Raw genomic sequence first — 20,765 nt, 5'->3', positions numbered from 1 at the left:
CCGAGGGGGTCTCGGCGGGGAGAGGGGGTCTCGCGCGGGATCAGGCTCCGACGAAGAGCCCGGCGAGCGTCTTCTTGCCGCGGCGGAGCACGGACACGCCGCCGGGCAGGCTGCCCTGCACCGTGGCCGCCTCGTCCTCCACCCGGACGCCGTCGAGGGAGACGCCGCCCTGGCCGATCGCCCGGCGAGCCTCGGAGACGCTGGCGACGAGGCCGGTCGCGACGAGCGCCTCCACGACCGTCGATCCCGCCGCGACCTCCGCGTTCGGAAGCTCGTCGAGCGCCGACCGCAGGGTCGCGGCGTCCAGCGTCGACAGGTCGCCCTGGCCGAACAGCGCCTCGGACGCCGCGATCACGGCGGCCGTCGCCTCGGTCCCGTGCACGGTGGCGCAGACCTCCAGGGCGAGGCGCTTCTGCGCGGCGCGGCGGAACGGCTCCGCCTCGACCAGCGCCGCGTACTCCTCGATCTCCGCACGCGTCAGGAACGTGAACACCTTCAGCCGGTCGATCACGTCCGCGTCCGCCGTGCCCAGCCAGAACTGGTACATGCGGTATGGGCTGCACATCTCGGCATCCAGCCAGATCGCGTTGCCCTCGCTCTTGCCGAACTTCGTGCCGTCGCTGTTCGTGATCAGGGGGGTCCCGATCGCGTGCACCGACGTGCCCTCGACGCGGTGGATCAGATCCGTCCCGCTGGTGAGGTTGCCCCACTGATCGGATCCGCCCGTCTGCAGCACGCAGCCGTACTGGCGGTACAGCTCCAGGTAGTCCATGCCCTGCAGGATCTGGTAGCTGAACTCGGTGTAACTGATGCCGGCGTCGGAGTTCAGCCGCGCCGCGACCGCGTCCTTCTTCAGCATCGTGCCGACCCGGTAGTGCTTGCCGATCTCCCGGAGGAAGTCGATCGCGCTCATCGGCGCGGTCCAGTCCAGGTTGTTCACCATGCGGGCCGCGCTGTCGCCCTCGAAGCTGAGGAAGCGTTCGATCTGCGCGCGCAGACGCGCCACCCACTCACCCACGGTCTCGCGGGTGTTCAGCGTGCGCTCGGCGGTCGGCCGCGGGTCTCCGATGAGCCCGGTGGACCCGCCCACGAGACCCAGCGGCCGGTGCCCGGCGAGCTGGAGGCGGCGCATGGTGAGCAGCTGCACCAGGTTCCCCAGGTGCAGGCTCGGCGCGGTGGGGTCGAACCCGCAGTAATACGTGATCGCAGGCCCGGCGAGAAGGGCGCGCAGCGCCTCCGGATCCGTGGACACGTGGACGAGGCCGCGCCAGACCAGCTCGTCCCACACGTTCTCGAACGAGGGGTCGTTGGCCGGTGTCGCGGTCGTCAGTTCAGAATTCGACACGCCGTTCAGGCTATCAGCGGGCCGGCCGGCTCCCGCGCGGCGGTGCGGCCCCCGAAACCCCCCTTCCCCGCCCGTACCCCCTCGTAGATACGTGTGTGGGAGGGGGTCTCGGCGGGCAGTGGGGGTTTCCGCACTGCCGTGATGCAGCGCCCGGCTCAGGCGGAGGCCCACCAGAGCAGGAAGGCACCGCCGAGGGCGACGACCCAGCTCACAAGGCTCCCGACGAGGAAGTACTCCGCCCGTGCGCCGCTGTGCCCGTCGCGGGAGATCTCCGGGAAGCGCACGATGCCCTTGGCGGCCAGCATCGCCGCGAGGAGCGGATACGCCGCGGCGAGAGTGAGCAGCAGCACGATCACCCGCTCCAGCGGCCCGATCAGGCGCCCGCCGCGGAACCCCTCCTCGCGCGCCGGCGCCGGGGCTCCCGCCCCCGCACCCGCACCCGCATCCGGGGCCACGTCCGCGTCCACCCCCGCATCCGCATCCGCATCCGCATCCGCATCCGCATCCGCATCCGCGGGGAGGATCGCGTGCTCGCTCTCCAGCGCCGCGCGGACGACGACGTTCCCGGTCTCGAGCATGACCGCGAACACGCCGACGGCGAGCACCACGAGGTCGAACGGCACCGCTCCGCCGAGCGCGGGAACGACCCAGCCGTCGCCGAACACGCCGGCGTCCTCGCGGGCGGGGCCGAACGCCACCCCCGCCGCGCACAGCACCGCGAGCAGGACCGCGGGCCAGAATGCGAGCGGGGCCCGGCTCGCCGAGGGCATCGCCCAGAGCCACAGAGCCCCCAGCGCCAGGGCGAGCAAGCCGAACCAGGCGGCGTTCGCGATGGCGGCAAGGATGAGCACGGCCAGCCCGGCGACCGCGATGGCGAACCACCGCGCTCGGGCGGGGACGAAGCGGCGCAGCACGTCGGCGAGGCCGATGGCGAGGAGGGCGAAGCCGGCGAGGATCATGCGCCGATCCTTCCGCGGAGGGTCTGGAAGCCCGCGACGAGCGCGGCGGATCCCGCGCCCGCCAGCGCCTGGGAGACCGCCGACTGACTGATCCCCTCGGCCTCGGCGAGCTGCTTCTGCGTCCGCCCCAGGCATCGCCCGTGGACGAGCCGACGCTCGCGCTCGCCCATACCCATCACGAGCTCGTCCCTGGCCAGCAGGTACGCGTTCGCGACGTCGATGAGCGTGTGCATGGCGTCATCCTCCTCCGGGGCACCGACGATCCAGGTCCGCGTCGTCGGCACGGCGCGCTGTTGGCGCGCGTGCACGGTCTCGATCGCGGTGCGCGCCGCCCACCAGGCGGGTCCGTCCTGCAGGTCCGTCCCCTCGGCCTCGACCGTGCGGATCTCGCCGACGCCGATGCCGAAGCGCAGCTCCAGGCCGTCGGGCAGCGCTGTCTGGACGAGAAGGAGCGAGGCGAGAGCCGCCGGCAGCTCCTCGTAGCGGGCCTGCAGCTCGTCCCCCACCGTGGCGCGCAGCGGCGATGCGGCCAGGGGCAGATCCTGCTCGGCCCGGGCGATGACGCGATCGAGGGTTCGCTGCGCCTCCGAGCGGTCCGGAAGGCGTCGCGACCCGACGATGTCGGCGATGACGGCGATCGGCATGCCCCGATGCTACCCGATGACGGGAGCAATATAAGCGATTCGCTTATATTTTTTGAGATATAAGGGGTCTATCCCAAGGGAGCCGGTGCCGTCGGGGCCCGGCGGAACGTCACCACGCCCCGTCCGCCGCCCTCCTGCCTCAGTCCCGCCGACGCCAGCAGGTCCATCACCCGCGGCGAAAGCGCAGGGAGCCGCGGCGCCCCGCCTTCGGGCGGCCGGGCCATCCCCACGACGAGCGACAGGTCCACGCCCGCGCCGCGCACCTCGACCCGGGCGTACTCGGTCTCCGTGCGCCAACGCAGCAGCTCGATCTCGGACAGCCGGAGCTCCGCCGTCTCGGCGCCGGCCCGGACCTGAAGCCGATCGCGGACGAACCGCACCGAGCACGGGATGCTCCGTCGCCGGATCGACGCGGCCAGCAGGAGATAGGCCGGGAGCCCCAGCACGAGCCCTGCGAGCACGATCGACAGGCGCGGCCCCATCCTCACGACGACGTCGTCGAGCGCGATCAGCAGCGCAACGCACCCCGCACCGAGGACGAGCACCACGCCGACGATCGCCAGCGCCAGGGTGCGGATGCGCAGCCGGACGGCGGTGAACCGCACCACCGCGCCCTCCCCGTCCCCCTCCCAGGACGGCGCCGGGGGCACCGGACGCGTCCCCACTGCCGCCTTCACCCGTGCGCCGACCAGCGCCATCACCCGCGCGAAGAGCGTGATGAGGATCCAGGCCCCCGCGGGCGGCACCCCGAGAACGAGGATCAGGACCGCGCCGTAGACGCGGTCGGACAGGTCCGCGAGGCGCTCCGAGCCGCCCGAGACCAGGAGGAGCCCGGCCGCCCCCACGACGACAGCCCCCGCCACGTGCACCAGGAGGCCGCGCGGCTCCGGGGCGATCCGGTCCGTCGCGTTCACGAACGCGAACCCCCACAGCCATCCGGCGACGATGGCGAGCAGGAAGACCGGGAACTCCGCGTCCCCGCCTCCCCCGTGCAGCGCCACCGCCACGACCAGGCACAGCGCCGCCCAGACCAGGGGGCGGGACAGGAGGCGTCGCCACAGCGGGCCGCGGGGCGTCGCCGCGGGGTCGGGCGTGCTCATCCGGGCCAGTCTAGGGCGCCGGGGAGAACGCGCCGAGGGCGTCGTCCGTGGTCCGCGGGAGGACCAGCCGCAGCGGGTCGGCCCCTCCCAGCCGTACGGTCTGCGCGCTCGGGACCAGACGCGAGAAGTCCCGGACAGGGTCCTCGGTGCCGGGGTTGCGCAGGTGCAGGGGATGGGCCCCGGAGGACACCTGCAGTCGCAGCCGCCGGCCGGGGGCGAAACGATGCGCGATCGGGGCGAGCACGAGCCGGATCCGCCGCTCCTCCCCCGCCACCGCGTCCGGCGTGAGGCGCCGGTAGGAATCGGTGATCATCGTGGAGCGGCCGCGCTCGTCCACCTCGCACAGGCGCACGAACACGTCCACGCGCGGATTGGTCGAGGAGAGCGTGAGCTCGACTTCCGGGGACCCCGCCACCAGCACCTCGTCGGCGAGCTCCTCGCCGGTGAAGACGAGCACGTCGTCGCGGGCCTCGCGTCGGCGCTGGTCGCGTCGCCCGGCCGTGAAGGGGTTCAGGGTCCGGCCGCCCGCACTCGGGGTCGGGTCGTCCGGGTCGTAGCGGTAGGAGAGCGTTCCCGGCGCCACCGCGCCGTCGTCGTCCCGGACCAGTGACCCGTCCGCCGTGGCCTGCCACGTCTCCGGGGTGCTCGGCGGCGGCCAGGATGCGGGCTCGCGCCAGCCCCCGCCCCCCGTGACCTCCACCTGCACCGCGGCTCCGCCCCGCGGATCGGAGAAGCCCCGCAACGCCTCTCGGGCGCCCAGGACGAGCGTGCCCGGTGCGCCGTGGGTCCAGTCGCCCACGACGAGCCGCACGGCGGTCCCGGCGTCGCGAAGCGCGGCGTAGTCGTCGAGCTGCCCTTCCAGGAAGAGATCCTGCCACCCGGCCAGCAGCACGGTCGGCGGGATCGAGGACAGCTCCTCGGCGAAGTGCAGCGGCTCCCACCACGGATCGCCGGGAGCACTGTGCGCCAGCCAGTCCCGGAAGAACGCGGGATCGCCGGCATGGGCGCGGACGGCGGCCTCCGTCGGCGGGACGGTGAACGACGCCCGGTGCACCCGGTCGCGGGCGCGCAGCATCCTCCCGATCTTCGACAGCAGCGGTCGCTCCTGCAGATCGAGGGCGATGCACCAGGCAAGGAGCGTCTCGATGGAGAACCCGCCCCCGCGGTACAGGATGGCCTCGTCGAAGCGCCGAGCGGAGACCGCGATCCCGAGCGCGTCCGGACCCGCCCCGCCGTCGACCATCGCCCACTGGGTCACCCCGAAGTAGCTCCCGCCCCAGGAGTGCACGGGCCCCGTCGCCCATGGCTGGGCGCGCAGCCAGGACATCGTCGCGGCCCCGTCCGCGGCCTCGTCGTGCAGCGGATCGAAGCGTCCGCCCGAGCCGAACGTGCCCCGGCAGCTCTGCACGATGACGTGGTGGCCTCGCTCGGCGAAGAACAGTGCCATGCCGGCGATGTCGGCGCGTCCGTAGGGGGTCCGCACGAGCAGGGTCGCGTCTCCGGCCCCGGGCGCCGACCAGTGGTCGGTCCGCAACGTCACGCCGTCGGCCGCGGGCACCGCGATGTCCGGCACCACGGTGACGTCCGGGTGCGTCGGCGCGGGCATCCCCGCCGCTCGGGACAGCAGACGGTGATCGCCCCGGGCGACGCGGTTCAGACGCGGTGAACGGCTCATCGGTCCCTTCCCTCCCGGCGACGACGCGCCCCCGCCCATGATGTCAGCCGATGGCGGCGCGACGCGGTCGCGGCGCCGCGCTCGACGCCCCGTCCGAGGACCACCCGGCCACGCCGCGGACGGCGCCGGAGCGGGAAGCCCGCTCCGGCGCCTCCCCGTCAGAGCGTCGTGCGCTCACCGCGTCGGCGACGCGCGATCACCACGAGGGCGACGCCGACGAGCACCAGCACGACCGAGGCGCCGATCGCGCCCATCGCGATCTCCCCGCCGGTCGGCGGGAGGTCGACCACGAGCAGTCGGGTCGTGGTCGAGGAGGGCGGCGACTCGATCCCGCCCACCGGCGTCTTCCCGGTCGCCGTCGCGGTGTTGACGAGGTCGCCCTTCTTCTCGTCGGCCTGCTGGACCACGTAGGTGGCTGTGCACACCACGCTCTCCCCCGGGGCGAGACGACGCGCGCCGTCCTCGCAGACCGGGGTCGAGAGCGGACCGGATCCGTTGAACTCGCCCTCGACGACGGTCACGTCCGTGATCGTCACGTTGCCGGTGTTGGTGACCGTGAACGTGTAGGTGATGGTCTCGCCCACGCGCGCAGCGGACTTGTCCGCCGTCTTCACGACGGCAAGGGCGGGAGCGGGCGTGGTCTCGATCACGACCGAGGACGGATCCGTCCCCACCTCGCCCCCTCCGGGCGGCGTGCCCGTCGCGGTGGCGGTGTTGGTCACCGACCCGGCGTCCACGTCCGCCTGCTGCACCGTGTACGTCGCCGTGCAGACGAGCTGCTGCCCCGGGATCAGCGTCCGATCCGCCGGGCACTCCAGCGCCGACAGGTCACCCGCCCCAGAGAACTCGCCCTCGAGGACGGTGACGTCCGCGAGCGTGACGTTCCCGGTGTTCGTGACGGTGAACGTGTACGTGACCGTCTCGCCCGCCACGAGAACGGCGGTGTCCGCCGTCTTCACGATCGACAGCGACGGAGCGGGATCCGCGCCGGTCGTGGTGGTGGACGGCTCGGACTCGATCGGCTCGCCGCCCGGCGGCGTGCCCGTCGCGGTCGCCGTGTTGGTTACGGACCCGGCGTCCACATCGGCCTGCTGCACCGTGTACGTCGCCGTGCAGATCAGCTGTGCCCCCGGGGCCAGCGTGCGATCGGCCGGGCACTCGACGGCCGACAGCTCGCCCGCGCCCGTGAAGTCGCCCTCCGTCACGCCGACGTCGGTCAGGGTCACGGTGCCGGTGTTGGTCACCACGAACGAATACGTGATCGTCTCGCCGGCGACCAGCTGCGTCTTGTCCGTGGACTTCACGATCGAGATCCCCGGCGTCTGCTCCGCAGTGACCGTCACCGCAGAGGGGTCCGACACGATCGGATCGCCCTGCGGCGGGTTGCCGGTCGCCGTGGCGTCGTTGGTGATGGATCCGGCGTCCACGTCGGCCTGCTGCACGACGTACGTCGCGGTGCAGTCCAGGAACTCGCTCGGTGCGAGGGTCCGGTCGGCCGGGCAGTCGAGCGCGGACAGCTCGCCCGCGCCCGAGAAGGCGCCCTCGACGACGGCCACTCCACGGAGCGTGACGGTGCCCACGTTGGTGACGCGGAACGTGTACGTCACGGTGTCCCCCGCGGCGACGGTGCTCTTGTCCGCCGTCTTCACGAGCGACAGCGCCGGCTTCGGCGTCGACGGGGTCGTCACCTCCGACGGGTCCGATTCGATCGGCTCGCCCGAGGGCGGGGTGCCTGTCGCGGTGGCCGTGTTCCGCAGGGTGCCTGCGTCCACGTCCGCCTGCTGCACCACGTAGGTGGCCGTACAGACGAGCTGCTCGCCGGGGGCGAGTGTACGGTCGGCGGGGCACGACAGCGCGGACAGCTCGCCTGCGCCGGTGAACTCGCCCTCCACGACCGTCACGTCGGTCAGCGTCGTGTTGCCCGTGTTGGTCGCGACGAAGGAGAAGGTCACGGTCGCGCCCACGACCAGCTCCGACGTGTCCGAGGACTTGACGAGGGTGAGGGCCGGGGATGGGGTCCCCTCGATGACGACCGTCGACGGCCCGGAGGTCACGGGACGGTCGGCCGGGGGGTTCCCCGACGCGGTCGCCGTGTTCGTCACCGACCCGGCGTCCACATCCGCCTGCTGCACCACGTACGTCGCCGTGCAGACCAGCTGCTGCCCCGGGATCAGCGTCCGGTCCGCCGGGCACTCCAGCGCCGACAGATCGCCCGCCCCGGAGAAGTCGCCCTCGGCGATCGCGACGTCCGTCAGCGTGACGTTGCCGGTGTTGGTCGCCGTGAACGTGTAGGTCACGGTCTCGCCCACCACCAGGTCCGTCTTGTCCGCGGACTTGACGAACGCGATGGCCGGGTTCGGGACCGACGGGGTGGTCGTCCCGGACGGCTCTGAGGTGATCGGCTCGCCGTTCGGCGGGGTGCCCGTGGCGGTCGCGTCGTTCGCGACCGTCCCGGCGTCCACATCCGCCTGCTGCACCGTGTACGTCGCCGTGCAGATCAGCTGCGCACCGGGAGCGAGGCTCCGATCCGCCGGGCACTCGATCGCGGACAGGGCACCTGCACCGGTGAACGCGCCTTCGTCGACGGCCACGTCCGTGAGGGTCACGTTCCCGGTGTTCGTCACCACGAAGGAGTAGGTGACGGTCTCACCGAGGACGAGCTCGTCCTTGTCCGCGGACTTCACGATGGAGATCCCCGGGGACTGCGTCCCCGTGATGGTGACCTCGGACGGCGGCGACGTGATCGGGTCGCCCTGAGGCGGGTTCCCCGTCGCGGTCGCGTCGTTCGTCACCGACCCGGCGTCCACATCCGCCTGCTGCACCGTGTACGTCGCCGTGCAGACCAGGTCCGCACCGGGAGCGATCGTACGGTCGACCGGGCAGTCGAGGGCGGAGAGCTGACCGGCGCCCGAGAAGGCGCCCTCGGCCACCGCCACGCCCGAGAGCGTCACGTTGCCGGTGTTGGTCACGGTGAACGTGTACGTCACCGTCTCCCCCGCCACGAGGTTCGTCTTGTCCGCCGTCTTCACCAGCGCGATCCCCGGGGTCTGGTCCGCCGTGATCGTCACCTCGGACGGCGGCGACGTGATCGGGTCGCCCTGCGGCGGGTTCCCGGCCGCGGTCGCGTCATTCGTCACCGACCCGGCATCCACATCCGCCTGCTGCACCGTGTACGTCGCCGTGCAGACGAGCTGCGCGCCCGGCGCGAGCGTCCGGTCCGCCGGGCAGTCGACGGCGGAGAGCTGACCCGCGCCGGAGAAGGCGCCCTCGGCCACCGCCACGCCCGAGAGCGTCACGTTGCCGGTGTTGGTCACGGTGAACGTGTACGTCACCGTCTCGCCCACGACGAGGTTCGTCTTGTCCGCCGTCTTCACCAGCGCGATCCCCGGGGTCTGGTCCGCCGTGATCGTCACCTCCGAGGGCTCGGAGGTCACGGGGTCTCCGGTGGGCGGGTTGCCGGTCGCGGTCGCGTCATTCGTCACCGACCCGGCATCCACATCCGCCTGCTGCACTGTGTACGTCGCCGTGCAGACGAGCTGCGCGCCGGGGGCCAGGGTCCGGTCCGCCGGGCAGTCGAGAGCCGAGAGCCGACCCGCGCCGGAGAAGGCGCCCTCGGCCACGGCCACGTCGGACAGCGTCACGGTGCCCGTGTTCGTCACGGTGAACGTGTACGTCACCGTCTCGCCCGCCACGAGGGTCGTCTTGTCCGCCGTCTTCACGATCCCGATGGCCGGATCCTGGTCCGCCGTGATCGTCACGGTCGACGGGTCGGAGGCCACGGGATCCCCGGTCGGCGGGTTCCCGGTCGCGGTCGCCGAGTTCTTCACCGACCCCGCATCCACATCCGCCTGCTGCACCACGTAGGTCGCGGTGCAGTCCATGAACTCCGCCGGCGCCAGGGTCCGGTCGGCGGGGCACTCGATCGCGGACAGTGCGCCCGCTCCCGTGAACGCGCCCTCGACGACCGCGGCATCGGTCAGCGTCACGTTGCCGGTGTTGGTCACGCGGAAGGAGTACGTCACCGTCTCTCCGGCGACGAGCTCGGTCTTGTCGGCCGTCTTCACGATGGACACGCTCGGGTCGGGGACGGAGGGGGTCGTCACCTCGGACGGCTCGGACTCGATCGGGTCGCCCGTGGGCGGGGTCCCGGTCGCCGTCGCGCTGTTGCGGACGGTGCCCGCGTCGACGTCCGCCTGCTGCACCGTGTACGTGGCGGTGCAGACGAGCTGAGCGCCGGGCTCCAGCGTCCGCTCCGCCGGGCACTCGATCGCCGACAGGTCACCCGCACCCGTGAAGTCGCCTTCGTTCACGGCGACGTCGGTCAGCGTCACGTTGCCGGTGTTCGTCACCACGAAGGAGAAGGTCACCGTCTCGCCCGCGACCAGTTCGGTCGTGTCGGAGGACTTCACGATCTCGATGGCCGGCTTCTGGGCGCCGGTGATCGTCACCTCGGACGGATCCGACGTCACCGGATCGCCCGTCGGCGGCGTGCCGGACGACGTCGCCGAGTTCGTCACCGACCCCGCGTCCACATCCGCCTGCTGCACCACATACGTCGCCGTGCACGTCAGTTCCGCCCCCGGCGCCAGGGTCCGGTTCGCCGGGCACTCGATCGCCGACAGCGCCCCCGCACCGGAGAAGGCGCCCTCGTTCACGGCGACGTCGGTCAGCGTCACGTTCCCGGTGTTCTTCGCCACGAACGAGTACGTCACCGTCTCACCCACGACCAGATCGGTCTTGTCCGCCGACTTCACGACCGTGATCGACGGCGACGAGGTCCCCGTGATCCTCACCTCGGACGGATCCGACGTCACCGGATCGCCCGTCGGCGGCGTGCCCGACGACGTCGCCGAGTTCGTCACCGACCCCGCGTCCACATCCGCCTGCTGCACCACATACGTCGCCGTGCACGTCAGTTCCGCCCCCGGCGCCAGGGTCCGGTTCGCCGGGCACTCGATCGCCGACAGCGCCCCCGCACCGGAGAAGGCGCCCTCGTTCACGGCGACGTCGGTCAGCGTCACGTTCCCGGTGTTCTTCGCCACGAACGAGTACGTCACCGTCTCACCCACGACCAGATCGGTTTTGTCCGCCGACTTCACGACCGTGATCGACGGCGACGAGGTCCCCGTGATCCTCACCTCGGACGGATCCGACGTCACCGGATCGCCCGTCGGCGGCGTGCCCGACGACGTCGCCGAGTTCGTCACCGACCCCGCATCCACATCCGCCTGCTGCACCACATACGTCGCCGTGCAGTCCAGGAACTCGCCCGGGGAGAGCGTCCTGTCGGCCGGGCACGCGATCGCGGACAGGTCACCCGCACCCGTGAAGTCGTCCTCGTTCACAGAGACGTCGGTCAGCGTCACGTTGCCGGTGTTGGTCACGCGGAAGGAGTACGTCACCGTCTCCCCGGCGACGAGCTCGGTCTTGTCGGCCGTCTTCGCGATGGACACGCTCGGGTCGGGGACCGAGGGGGTGGTGGTCTCCGACGGCTCCGAGGTCACGGGCGGGCCCGTGGGCGGCGTGCCCGTCGCGGTGGCGTCGTTGCGCATCGATCCGGCGTCGACGTCCGCCTGCTGCACCGTGTACGTGGCGGTGCAGACGAGCTGCGCGCCGGGCGCGAGCGTCCGATCCGCCGGGCAGTCCACGGCCGACAGCGTCCCGGCGCCGGTGAACGCGCCCTCGTCGACGCCGACGTCGGTCAGCGTCACGTTGCCCGTGTTCGTCACGACGAACGAGAAGGTCACCGTCTCACCCACGACGAGCTCGGCGGTGTCCGAGGACTTCACGATGCTCAGCGAGGCGTTCTGATCCGCCGTGATGGTGACCGACGAGGGGTCCGACGTGACGGCGATCTCGTCCGGCGACACGGCCCGCGCGGTGGCGGTGTTCTCGACCGACCCGGCGTTCACGTCGGCCTGCTGCACGGTGTACGTCGCCGTGCAGGTGACGGAGGCGTCCGGCGCCAGCGGCTCCGGCAGGGCCGGGCAGGAGACGGCCGACATCGATCCGGCTCCGGTGAACGAGGTCTCCGCCACGGAGACGTCCTTGAGGGGGACGTTGCCGGTGTTGGTCACGCGGAACGAGTAGGTCACGGTCTCGCCGGCGACGAGGGTGGTCTTGTCGGCGGTCTTCTCGAGCGACACTGCGGGCAGGCGGGCGTCGTTCGTGAACGTGCAGAGCGCGGCGACGCCCTTGGCTCCCCCGTCCGGGACGGTGAAGGTCCCGGATCCGCCGTCGCCCGAACCGAGGCTGTTCCCGGTGTTCTGGTCGACACAGGACCAGCGGGTGTCGTACTTCGGACGCCCGACGCCGGACCCCGTCTCCGCGACCGTGATCCGCTGGCCGGAGAGCACGAGGACCGGCCCCGCCTGCTGGGGCTGGACGCCCGGGGCCGTGCCGCTCGTCGTGGCGGTGTTCCCGCTGGTGATCCCGTCACCGGTGATCGTCATCGTCACCTGGTCGGAGCTGGTGTTGCGCCCCTGCGGGAAGTCCTTGACGACGGTGACCGAGTTCGGCGAGGCGCAGGAGGCCATGTCGACCGAGCCCGCCGTCGGGAAGGCGACGTTGCTGATGTTCTGCCCCGTGGTCGGGTTGACCTTGTACATGCGGCTGCCGCCGGCGACGTAGAGGTAGCCGTCGCCCGCGAACCCGATGCCGTTGAGGGGCGTCCCGCCCGTGTCGATCCGGACCAGCTCCTTGGCGGTGATCGGCACCGTCGTCCCGCCCATCGAAGGGATCTCCTGCTCGACGACGCTGACGATGTTGGTCGTCCCTGCGCCGTTGCCCCCGGCCACGACGAAGAGGTTGCCCTGGCTGTCGAACGCCCAGTCGCCGTTCCCACCGCCGTTGGGGACCGGGCCGCTCGCGACGAGACCCATGGACTGGTTCGTCTGCGTGTTGAAGCCGTAGACGTTCAGCGTGCCGTTCGTGACGCCGCCGTAGTAGTAGTGCCCGTTGGCCGCGTTGATCGCGCCGTGGGTGACCGCGGCGCCGGCGACGCCCGCCCCGAGCAGCGTCGTCTGCCCGGTGACGCTCGAGTACTGGTAGATCGAGCGCGCCGTGCCGGAGTTGGCGGGGAGGACGCCGATGATGACCTCGCCGAATCCGTCGCCGTCCGCGTCGTGGATGCCGGTGCCGTTCAGGTTGCCGGTGGCGCCGGAGATGTTGAAGGTCCCCGCCACGGTCTGAGCGCCGGTCTCACGGTCGATCCGCCAGATGTTGCGGGGGCTCTGACCCTGCTGCGTGTAGACGTCACCGCAGAACAGCGCACCAGCGGCCGTCGCCGGCGTCTGGTCCACCACCGCGACGTTCACGACCGTCAACGCGGCCACCAACGTCGCGGCGACGGCGGCGGCGACCGCCCGCGAGCGGTGCATCAGCGTCTTTCGGACGCGACGGTTATCCCCAGTGCCAAGCATGCGTACCCCCACGGTCGGAATGGCTCCGTCCCCACGATAGGTGGGTGGCACCGGAATGTGAGAATTACCTGAAGATTGCATACCAGTATCTCGGTATGCACTCCTCGAGCCGTCGGCGCGGCCTGCCGTCCGATCGATGCCTTCCGGAGCCCGGCGACTTCAGCGAAAGCGCGGCGACCTCAGCGAAACGGGCTAGAAGCCGTCGACTCCGCGATCGGCGAGGAAGGCGGCCAGCCTCTCCCTCGCATCGATGGCCGCGAACGAGTAGCAGTCATAGCTGGGTCGGGAATCCGCCTCGTCGCGGGAGAAGTCGCCGTACCCCAGTGCCGGGATCTCGAGGAGCCGCGCATCGAGGTACTGGGCGTCGGCCAGGCTCCAGGCATTCGAGCGGAAGCAGTAGTCGAACGCCGAGATCCGCTGCTCCTCCAGCGCGGTATCCGTCTCGTAGATCGCCAGAGCGATGTCCACAGCGGTGTAGTCCGGGACGCGCGGGACCAGATCGACGGAGATGCGCTGGCAGAGTCCCTCGCAGGTCTTGGTCTCACCGTGAAGGGTCGCGTCGAGTCCGCCCTGCGCAGCCGACACCTGCGACGAGATCGCCGCGAGCCGGTCCTCGTCCAGGCCCTCGGGAATCCCCAGCACCGAACATCCGCTCAGCCCTGCGGCCAGCCCGGCGAGCGCAACGAGGAGGACCCTTCGGAAACGTGCCATGTCACCATCAGACCACGAGGCTCGCGAGGTCCGCGCGCGACTGCCCACCCCGGACCCGCGGCGCGGCGGATCGCGGTGGTGTGATCGCGGGCATCCGACATCGGCAGAATGAACGCATGGGGTACGGGCAGAGCGTCGCAGCGCAGGTCGCCCCGGTCATTCGTCACCTCGACGAGGTGAGCCCGGGCGATGTTCTCGGGGTCTATCTGTTCGGATCGGCCGCGTCTTCCGGGATCCGCCCGGAGAGCGACATCGACCTGCTCGTGCTCACCCGACGATCCCTGTCGACCCGAGAACGGCGGGATCTGACGGATCTGCTGCTCGCCGTGTCCGGATGGCAGGGGCAAGCCGCTCGGTTCCCCGACGCTCGGGATCGTCGCCCGATCGAACTCACCAGCCTGGCGGCATCGCGGCCGGGTCCGTGGGCGGGCGCGCCGCTCCGCGACTTCCAGTACGGAGAATGGCTGCGCGAAGAGATCCTGGACGGGCACGTCCCGATGCCGGAGCACGACCCCGACGTGACGGTGCTGATCGCGACCGCACATCACGCCCACCGGGTTCTCCTCGGGCAGCCCCTTGGCACGCTGCTCCCCGCGGTACCGCCTGAGGCACTGACCGATGCGGTCCTCGCATCGGTCCCGGCGGTGCTCGCCGGCATCGAGGGCGACGAGCGGAACACGCTGCTCACACTCGCGCGGATCCTGGTCACCCTCGACACCGGGCAGATCGTCTCGAAGGACGCCGCGGCCAAGACCGTCGCGGACTCGCTCACGGGCACCGATCGCGCGCTCATGGAATGCGCCCGAAGCCACTACCTCGGCATCGGGGACACCGCGTGGGACGCACCGGCGGGTGCGACCACGGCCCTCGCCCGCCTGCTCGCGAACCGCGCCGCAGGCCCACGCTCCTCGTAGCCGGCGGGCACGGCCCGCGGCCGTCCTCTCGATGAGGACGTGCCGATCGGAACCGCTCGATGCGCCACACCGCGACCCGGACATGCGAAAACCCCCGATCTCTCGGGGGTTTTCCTGGCGGTGACGGTGGGATTTGAACCCACGGTAGGGGGTTACCCTACACAACTTTTCGAGAGTTGCACCTTCGGCCGCTCGGACACGTCACCGCAGAAGAGTTTACGTCACGCCGAGCGCGTACGCGAATCGAGCTCACCAGGACACGGCGACGTCCGCGTGGGTGCGGAGGATGTCCTCGGTCGTGCCCGCCGGCGCACGGCCGATCCCGCACTCCGTCGCGACGCCGAAGGCGGGCGCGTGCGGCGCGGCGGCGGCGATCCGGCGCCGCGCTCCCTCCACGCCGTCCTCGCGGTGCACGAGGCCGAGGTACAGCTCGGTCCCGTCGGCGAGCGCCAGGTCGTCGAGGGGCGCGAAGTACGCGTCGTCGTCACGGGCGATCGGGACGGGGAGGTGCAGCCACGTGAGCGTCCGCGCCGACGCCGCGGCGACGGCGTTGGCGAAGCGGACGAGGTTCCCCGCATCGGTCGGCTCGATGAAGTGCTTCTCGCCGGCGTCGCCGTAGCAGAGGTGCACTCCGGCCTCCACGTCGGCGGGCACGGCGTCCACGAGCGCGGCCAGACGGCCGACGAGCCCGTCGAACGGGTCCCCCGACCACCACGCCTCCATGACCCGGCCGTACCCCGCTGCCCGCTCGATGATCCCCATCTCGCTGGCCACGTCCCATTGGATCGACAGGTCCTCGTGCGGGACAGCCCGGAGAATCCCGTCCAGCTCGCGCAGGATCGCCGCGGTGTAGAGCGGCTCGATCGCGCCGCGGTCCTCGCCGGAGAAAAAGGAGGAGATGACCGCGAGGGGCGTGGGAAGCGACACCTGGAAGCGCGTCCCCGCCGGGATCACGCCCTCGTCGCGGAGGCGGCGGAAGATCCCGTACGACGCCACGGCGGCGTCCTCGTAGCCCAGCGGAGGCAGGACGATCGACTGGGGGTCCACACCCTCGCGGATCCGGAGCGGACGCGCGTCCAGCCCCGCCCCGAAGGGGATCGGGGCATCGCCGACGCGTTCGATGCCCTCCGCCGCGCCGAGGACGTCCGGCTGGAACATGATCCAGTGGAATCGCTTGCCCACCTCCCCGTCCGGGATCCGCCTGAGCCGAGCACCGAGGATCTCGGACGCCGTGCGCATGGTCTTCTCGGCGTCGTCGAAGTTGACGCTCCCGACGAGATGGGCTCCCTGAGGCTGTGTCATTCCCCCAGCGTAGCGACGGGCCCGTTTTGCACGGCTCCGCGCCCGACGGGAGCACGCCCGCCGAGTTAGGATGTCCTAAGTAGGTCGCGACCCCGGGAAGGGCGCGGACGAGATGAGGGGAGCCGAGATGTCGTTCATCCGCTCGGAGGCGCTGGAGGAGACGGGATACGTCGTCCTCGACCGGTACGACCAGACGGCGGATCCGGCGGAGTGGTTCGATCTCGAGTACGTCCCGTGGCGCTCGTCCGGCATCACGCGCTTCGCGCCGCTGGCGAGCTACGCCGGCGAAGTGGAGTGCAACGGCTTCTGGAACCACACCCCGCCCCGCACGGACAAGGACGGCGTCTGGGTGCCCTCGCAGTCGGCGCTCGCCCCGACGCTCGTACGCCGTGCCGCGGAGGCCGGTGCCAACGTCGGGCGCTGCCGCGTGATCGAACTCCAGCCCAACACCTATGCCGACGCGATCTACAACCTGCACCAGGACGACAACAACCGGCTCAACGACGAAGGCACCGGATGGGTGGTCCGGGGCTTCTTCAACCTCACGGACGACCCGGACTCGCTCCTGATCCTGCGATCGGACCGCTTCGACCCCGCCACCGAGGTGCGCCTGCCCCTCCCGGAGGGGTCGCGGATCGTCGTGGACACCCAGCGGTTCTGGCACGCGGTGTGGCACCGCGGCGTCGCCCCCCGCTACGCCCTGATCACCTCGTGGACCTCGGGTCCCGAGCTCGACGCGTACATCGCCGCGAACCACGGCGACCCGCATCCCGCCTCAATCCCCGTGGACCCCGAGACGGTCACGGCGGCGCAGGCCGAGATGCACCGCCGCATCGAGGAGCGGCGCCGCTCGTTCGAGGCACAGGGCATCACGATGGAGCCGCTCGAGCCCCTCTGGCCCTGAGCCGCTCCCGGTCGGCCGCGTGATCCGGGCGGGGCTCCCCTGGACCGGACCGCTCAGGCGGTACGCCCATCCTGAAGGCGGACCACGCGGTCGATGCGCCCCTCGGGCGGCGCGACGTGGGAGATGAGGAGGACGGACTGGTCGCCGGCGGCTCCCAGGAGGTCGTCCAGCAGCGCCTCCGACGTCGCCGGGTCGACACCCGCCGTCGGCTCGTCGAGGACCAGGATCGGGAATCCGCGCAGCAGCGCCCGAGCCAGGGCGATGCGCTGCGCCTGCCCGCCGGAGACGAGCCCGCCGCGCTCTCCGACACGCGCGTCGAGGCCGCCGCGCTCGCGCACCCAGTCTCCGAGCCCGACCCTCTCCAGCACCGCGAGGAGCTCCTCGTCGCTCGCCGTGTCCCGGGCGAACAGCAGGTTCTGACGGATGTCCTCGTCGAAGAGCTGGGGATCCTGCTCGCACAGCCCGACGACCGCGCGCAGGGCGGGGCCGGGCATCCGTGCGGCGTCCTCGTCGCCCACGCGGTACTCCCCCTCGGCGGCGAGGAACCCGACGAGCGCGGCGGCGAGAGTGGACTTCCCCGCTCCGCTCGCCCCGGTCACGAGGACCCGCTCGCCCGGTCCCAGATCGAGATCGACCCCGGTCAGCGCCGGGCGCTGCGCCCCAGGCCACCCCGCACGCAGACCCCGCACCCGCAGCGCGGGCGGACGGGTCACGGGCGAGGCGGCGGGAGGAGCCGGCGTCACGACGCCCGTGGAGCCCGGCTCGTCCGCACGGATCTGCGCGGGCAGCTCTGCCGGCAGCAGCGCGTGGATGCGCTGCGCGCCTGCCCGCACCCCGCGCCAGGACGACGCGGCCTGCGGAACCGCGCCGAACACGTCGAACACCGCCATCGGCAGGAGCACCGCCACCGCGAACCACGGCGCATCGACCGCGCCGCCGGGAAGACCCGGCACCGCCACCGCGATCGCCCACAGGGAGGCGAGGCCTGCGGCCACGGACACCGCCCCGGCCGAGGCGGCCTGCGCGCGGGCGGCCCGCGAGACCGTGTCACGAAGAGCCTCGTCGGCGGCCCGGATGCGCGCGCGCGACGCCTCCTGGACCCCGAACGCGCGGAGCACGTCGGCCGAGGCCATGTCGTCCACGAGCGCACCGGCGAGCGCGGCGCGGCGCGCGGAGACCGCGCGCTCCGCCCGATCCCCGAGCACGCGTCCGACGAGCACCGCGACGACCGCGGCGAGCACCAGGCAGACGGCGAGCGCGCCCGCGGCGGCGGGCGAGACGACGGCCATCACCGCGACCGAGGCCACCGCGACCACGCCGCCGGACACCAGCGGCAGCACGACGCGCAGCGGGAGGTTCTGCAGGTTCTCCACATCGTCGACGAGCGCGGACAGGACGGATCCGCGGTCGGTGCGTCCGAGCCCGGCCGGTGACAGCGGGATCAGCCGACGCACGATCGAGGCGCGCAGGTCCGCGAGCCGGCGCAGCGCCGCATCGTGGCCCGCGATCCGCTCCAGGTAGCGGAAGACCGCGCGCGAGACGGCGAAGAACCGCACGCCGACGACGGCGACCGACAGCGGCACGAGGGAGTCCACGAGCGAGGCGCTGACGATGAGCCAGCCGCTCACCAGCAGCAGGCAGACGGCGGCGGCGGCCGACAGCACGGCGGAGACGAGGGCGGGGAGGAACCGGCGCATCGGCGGCATGGCCGCCCGCAGGATCCCGCGGACCGAGGTGTCCAGCGGTGCCTCGGCGGCGGGATCCGGTCCGGAGCGCGACGCGCGCCCCTCCTCCACCCACGGTGCCGGGCTGGCCGGGACGGGGGGCCGCGCGCCGACCGCGGCCGGCGCGGTCTCCGCGGCGGGCGCGGGCTCGGCGGCGGACGTGGCCGGCGCGGCCGCCGCCGCGGGTCCCACGGTCGGGGCCGGAACGACGGGACCGCTCTCCCGCAGCGCGGGAGCATCCGGCGCAAGGACGACGATGCGATCGGCGATCGCCCGCGCAGAGGGTCGATGGGAGACGAGGAGGATCGCCGTGCCTGCGTCCGCGAGGGCGCGCAGGCTCTGCCACAGGGCCTCCTCGGTCTCGGCGTCGAGCGCGCTGGACGGTTCGTCGAGGGCCAGCACCTCCGCCCCCGAGCCGAGCCGGTGCACCGCGCGCGCCACGGCGACGCGCTGGGCCTGCCCGCCGGACAGCCCCGCACCCTGCACCCCCAGCGACGTGTCCGGGTCCAGCTCGGGGGCGCCGGCGGCGTCCAGGGCCGCGCGCACCCTGCCGGCGTCGGGCCTCGCCTCGCCCAGTGCCACGTTCTCGGCGACCGTGCCGCGCACCAGTCCCGGTCGTTGCCCGGCCCACGCCAGCCAGGACGACGCGTCGAGCGTCCGGACGTCGCGGCCCGCCCAGCTGATCCGCCCCTCGAAGGGCGCGACCCCGCGCAGCGCCGCCAGCAGGCTCGACTTCCCGGCTCCACTGGGCCCCTCGACGAGGACGATCTCGCCCGCCGCCACCGTCAGCGACACGGCGGGGAGGATCCGGTCCCCGCGGCGGACGCGTGCATCCGCGACGACGAGCAGCGGGTCCGCGGGCGGTCCGGCCGGGGCGGGGTGCGTCGCGCCGGACGCGCCCGGGGAGCGGGCCGCGTCGCGGGAGTGTCCCGACGCCGCCGACGCGGACGCCGACGCGGCCGCCGGGCGATCCTCGTCCAGCACGGCGAAGACGTCCTCGGTGGCGGCCACCCCTTCAGCGGCGGCGTGGAACTGCACGCCCACCTGCCGCAGCGGCAGGAACGCTTCCGGGGCCAGGAGCAGCACGAACAGGCCAGGGCCGAGCTCGATCTCCCCGGCGAGGAGGCGGAATCCGACGGACACCGCGATGAGCGCGACGGCGAGCGAGGACAGCAGCTCCAGGGAGAACCCGGACAGGAACGAGTAGCGCAGGACCCTCATCGTCTCGCGCCGATACTGCTCTGCGGTCTCGCGCATGCGCGCCGCCGCCCGCCGCTCGCGCCCGAACACGCGCAGCGTGGCCAGTCCCTGCACCGTGTCGGCGAAGCGGGCCGCGAGCTGCTGGAGCACACGGAGCTGACGCCGCTGCACGGTGCGGGTGGCGATGCCGATGAGGATGAGGAAGATCGGGATGAGCGGGAGCGTCACGATCGCCGTGAGCCCGCTCGGCCAGTCCTCCAGCCACATCACGAGGACGATCACCGGGGTCGCGATCGCGGTGAGGACCAGTTGCGGGATGTAGCGGGCGAAGTACGGGTCCAGGGCGTCCAGACCGTGCCCCGCCGTGACGGCCAGAGCCGCCTGGTTCCGGCGGGCGAGCCACTCCGGGCCCCGGCGCCGGATCGCGTCCAGCAGCGCCTCCCGCAGCTGCATGCCCGTGCGCGCCGCGGCCCGCGCACCCCACGCCTCCGACGCCCAGACCAGCCCGCCGCGGACGAGGACGACGCCCGCGAGCGCGAGGAGCGAGCCGTCCGCCAGCGGGCGCTGCTCGGCGACCGCCGTGATCGCCGCCGCCACGATCCACGCGAACGCCAGCGTGACCGCCGTCTGCGCGAGCGCGATCCCCGCGGAGACGACCAGCCAGGTCCGCGCGGCGGGCGCGTACCGGAGCAGACGCGGGTCGACGGGCTTCATCCCTCGATCCTCCCCGTTCCGTCACCGGAACCCGCGACACCGCACCCGCGTCGCGGGAGCCCGTCAGGGAGAACGGGTCCCACGACGCGGGCGGCGCCCCCTCTTGCGCGGGATGCGTCCCCGCGCCCGGACGACGACGCCGGCCGTCCGGG

General features: G+C 72.4%; 11 protein-coding genes and 1 tRNA gene. 2 read left to right on the top strand and 10 right to left on the bottom strand.

What is annotated here, in order from left to right; genetic code table 11:
- Positions 1-40: 40 nt before the first annotated feature.
- The 7 genes from tyrS to K8F61_RS16510 all read right to left on the bottom strand — a co-directional run bounded on the left by tyrS (position 41) and on the right by K8F61_RS16510 (position 13,855).
- Positions 41-1,345 carry a tyrosine--tRNA ligase gene (tyrS, locus tag K8F61_RS16540; RefSeq protein WP_231819919.1) on the bottom strand — a complete coding sequence of 435 codons (1,305 nt, stop codon included), beginning with the start codon at positions 1,343-1,345 and terminating at the stop codon, positions 41-43.
- Between the two features lie 155 nt (positions 1,346-1,500).
- Complete coding sequence (locus K8F61_RS16535; protein ID WP_231819917.1) at positions 1,501-2,304, bottom strand: hypothetical protein; 804 nt, start codon at positions 2,302-2,304, stop codon at positions 1,501-1,503.
- Positions 2,301-2,948, bottom strand: a complete 648-nt coding sequence (locus K8F61_RS16530) for a SatD family protein (RefSeq protein ID WP_219086188.1) — start codon at positions 2,946-2,948, stop codon at positions 2,301-2,303. The genes K8F61_RS16535 and K8F61_RS16530 overlap by 4 nt, the downstream gene beginning before the upstream one ends.
- Before the next feature lie 68 nt (positions 2,949-3,016).
- Complete coding sequence (locus K8F61_RS16525; RefSeq protein ID WP_231819915.1) at positions 3,017-4,048, bottom strand: hypothetical protein; 1,032 nt, start codon at positions 4,046-4,048, stop codon at positions 3,017-3,019.
- A 10-nt stretch (positions 4,049-4,058) separates the two neighbouring features.
- Positions 4,059-5,723, bottom strand: coding sequence for a CocE/NonD family hydrolase (locus K8F61_RS16520; RefSeq protein ID WP_231819914.1), 1,665 nt, complete (start codon positions 5,721-5,723; stop codon positions 4,059-4,061).
- A gap of 158 nt (positions 5,724-5,881) precedes the next feature.
- Positions 5,882-13,102 carry a DUF11 domain-containing protein gene (locus K8F61_RS16515; protein WP_231819913.1) on the bottom strand — a complete coding sequence of 2,407 codons (7,221 nt, stop codon included), beginning with the start codon at positions 13,100-13,102 and terminating at the stop codon, positions 5,882-5,884.
- Positions 13,103-13,336: 234 nt separating this feature from the next.
- Entirely contained in the window at positions 13,337-13,855 is a 519-nt protein-coding gene (locus K8F61_RS16510; RefSeq protein WP_231819912.1) for a hypothetical protein, read from the bottom strand.
- A gap of 116 nt (positions 13,856-13,971) precedes the next feature.
- Here K8F61_RS16510 and K8F61_RS16505 point away from each other — a divergent pair, with 116 nt between their 5' ends.
- A complete protein-coding gene (locus K8F61_RS16505) occupies positions 13,972-14,769 on the top strand; it encodes an aminoglycoside adenylyltransferase domain-containing protein (protein ID WP_231819910.1) in 798 nt (265 codons plus the stop codon).
- A gap of 115 nt (positions 14,770-14,884) precedes the next feature.
- Here K8F61_RS16505 and K8F61_RS16500 read toward each other — a convergent pair.
- Positions 14,885-14,975, bottom strand: a tRNA-Ser gene (locus K8F61_RS16500).
- A gap of 43 nt (positions 14,976-15,018) precedes the next feature.
- A complete protein-coding gene (locus K8F61_RS16495) occupies positions 15,019-16,071 on the bottom strand; it encodes a hypothetical protein (protein ID WP_231819908.1) in 1,053 nt (350 codons plus the stop codon).
- Between the two features lie 127 nt (positions 16,072-16,198).
- On the opposite strand from K8F61_RS16495, the gene K8F61_RS16490 reads away from it, so the two are divergent.
- Positions 16,199-16,975 carry a hypothetical protein gene (locus K8F61_RS16490; protein WP_067248362.1) on the top strand — a complete coding sequence of 259 codons (777 nt, stop codon included), beginning with the start codon at positions 16,199-16,201 and terminating at the stop codon, positions 16,973-16,975.
- 53 nt (positions 16,976-17,028) lie between these two features.
- Here K8F61_RS16490 and cydD read toward each other — a convergent pair whose 3' ends face one another.
- Positions 17,029-20,613, bottom strand: coding sequence for a thiol reductant ABC exporter subunit CydD (cydD, locus tag K8F61_RS16485; protein WP_231819906.1), 3,585 nt, complete (start codon positions 20,611-20,613; stop codon positions 17,029-17,031).
- Positions 20,614-20,765 lie beyond the last annotated feature (152 nt).

The organism is Microbacterium resistens (genome assembly GCF_021172025.1).
Lineage (GTDB): Bacteria > Actinomycetota > Actinomycetes > Actinomycetales > Microbacteriaceae > Microbacterium > Microbacterium resistens.
Note: the sequence above shows the minus strand (reverse complement) of the source record. Positions and strands in the feature narration are given on the sequence as shown.

What these genes read in the sequence shown, in the direction of transcription:
- K8F61_RS16535 (WP_231819917.1), bottom strand. Translation starts at nt 2,304, where the DNA reads ATGATCCTCGCCGGCTTCGCCCTCCTCGCCATCGGCCTCGCCGACGTG.
- K8F61_RS16530 (WP_219086188.1), bottom strand. Translation starts at nt 2,948, where the DNA reads ATGCCGATCGCCGTCATCGCCGACATCGTCGGGTCGCGACGCCTTCCG.
- K8F61_RS16525 (WP_231819915.1), bottom strand. Translation starts at nt 4,048, where the DNA reads ATGAGCACGCCCGACCCCGCGGCGACGCCCCGCGGCCCGCTGTGGCGA.
- K8F61_RS16520 (WP_231819914.1), bottom strand. Translation starts at nt 5,723, where the DNA reads ATGAGCCGTTCACCGCGTCTGAACCGCGTCGCCCGGGGCGATCACCGT.
- K8F61_RS16515 (WP_231819913.1), bottom strand. Translation starts at nt 13,102, where the DNA reads ATGCACCGCTCGCGGGCGGTCGCCGCCGCCGTCGCCGCGACGTTGGTG.
- K8F61_RS16510 (WP_231819912.1), bottom strand. Translation starts at nt 13,855, where the DNA reads ATGGCACGTTTCCGAAGGGTCCTCCTCGTTGCGCTCGCCGGGCTGGCC.
- K8F61_RS16505 (WP_231819910.1), top strand. Translation starts at nt 13,972, where the DNA reads ATGGGGTACGGGCAGAGCGTCGCAGCGCAGGTCGCCCCGGTCATTCGT.
- K8F61_RS16495 (WP_231819908.1), bottom strand. Translation starts at nt 16,071, where the DNA reads ATGACACAGCCTCAGGGAGCCCATCTCGTCGGGAGCGTCAACTTCGAC.
- K8F61_RS16490 (WP_067248362.1), top strand. Translation starts at nt 16,199, where the DNA reads ATGTCGTTCATCCGCTCGGAGGCGCTGGAGGAGACGGGATACGTCGTC.
- cydD (WP_231819906.1), bottom strand. Translation starts at nt 20,613, where the DNA reads ATGAAGCCCGTCGACCCGCGTCTGCTCCGGTACGCGCCCGCCGCGCGG.